This is a genomic window from Cuneatibacter caecimuris, from assembly GCF_004216775.1.
In the GTDB taxonomy this organism is placed as follows: Bacteria; Bacillota; Clostridia; order Lachnospirales; family Lachnospiraceae; genus Cuneatibacter; species Cuneatibacter caecimuris.
The window spans coordinates 1-1,646 of sequence record NZ_SGXF01000016.1; the positions used below are offsets into that span (position 1 = coordinate 1).

The 1,646-nt window shown below is 53.2% G+C and carries 1 rRNA gene; it reads left to right on the forward strand.

The features are described from left to right. Positions 1–1,632: ribosomal RNA gene (locus EV209_RS16190) — 23S ribosomal RNA — on the forward strand; the annotation flags it as partial. Positions 1,633–1,646 lie beyond the last annotated feature (14 nt).

Sequence of the window (1,646 nt, forward strand, 5' to 3'; positions counted from 1 at the left end):
TGTGGATTTCTAAGAAGAGAGAATGCCGGAATGAGTAGCGAGAGTATGGTGAGAATCCATACGGCCGAATATCCAAGGATTCCAGGGTAAAGCTGATCTGCCCTGGGGGAGTCGGGACCTAAGGCGAGGCCGGAAGGCGTAGTCGATGGAAAACTGGTTGAGATTCCAGTACTGCAATCAGACAGAACTGTGGGGACACAGAGAGAAAGCCGGAGCCAGGAAAGGAAAGCCTGGTGCAAGCGGGGTAGGAGTCAGATAGGAAAAACCGTCTGGCAATCCGAAGACGTGAAGCGGAGCGAAAAATAAGTAGCGAAGCCGGTGAGCTAGCTGTCAAGAAAAGCCGCTATTGTTCTGATTGTACCCGTACCGTAAACCGACACAGGTGGATGAGGAGAGAATCCTAAGGCCGGCGGGAGAAGCATTGTTAAGGAACTCGGCAAAATGACCCCGTAACTTCGGGAGAAGGGGTGCCATAGAGATATGGCCGCAGAGAAATGGCCCAAGCAACTGTTTAGCAAAAACACAGGTCTATGCGAAACCGAAAGGTGAGGTATATGGGCTGACGCCTGCCCGGTGCTGGAAGGTTAAGGGGAGATGTTAGGAAACGAAGCATTGAACTTAAGCCCCAGTAAACGGCGGCCGTAACTATAACGGTCCTAAGGTAGCGAAATTCCTTGTCGGGTAAGTTCCGACCCGCACGAAAGGCGTAATGATTTGGGCGCTGTCTCGACAATGCACCCGGTGAAATTGAAATACCAGTGAAGATGCTGGTTACCCGCGCCAGGACGGAAAGACCCCATGGAGCTTTACTCTAGCTTGATACTGGGACTCGGTATTGTATGTACAGGATAGGTGGGAGGCAGAGAAATGGTGACGCCAGTTGCCATGGAGCCGCTGTTGGGATACCACCCTTACAGTATTGGGTTTCTAACATGCAGCCGTTAGCCGGCTGGTGGACAATGTCAGGTGGGGAGTTTGACTGGGGCGGTCGCCTCCGAAAGGGTATCGGAGGCGCCCAAAGGTTCCCTCAGAATGGTTGGAAACCATTCGAAGAGTGCAAAGGCAGAAGGGAGCTTGACTGCGAGAGGGACGTCTCGAGCAGGTACGAAAGTAGGGCTTAGTGATCCGGTGGTATTAAGTGGGAATGCCATCGCTCAACGGATAAAAGCTACCCTGGGGATAACAGGCTTATCACTCCCAAGAGTTCACATCGACGGAGTGGTTTGGCACCTCGATGTCGGCTCATCGCATCCTGGGGCTGGAGAAGGTCCCAAGGGTTGGGCTGTTCGCCCATTAAAGCGGTACGCGAGCTGGGTTCAGAACGTCGTGAGACAGTTCGGTCCCTATCCGGCGCGGGCGTAGGATATTTGAGAGGAGCTGTCCTTAGTACGAGAGGACCGGGATGGACTGACCGCTGGTGTATCGGTTGTACTGCCAAGTGCATGGCCGAGTAGCCAAGTCGGGCCGGGATAAACGCTGAAGGCATCTAAGCGTGAAGCCCCCCTCAAGAAGAGATATCCCATTCTATAAAAGAAGTAAGACCCCTTGAAGACGACGAGGTAGATAGGGCAGAGGTGGAAGTGCCGTAAGGTATGTAGCTGACTGTTACTAATCGGTCGAGGGCTTGACCTGAAGAGGTTCAGGAG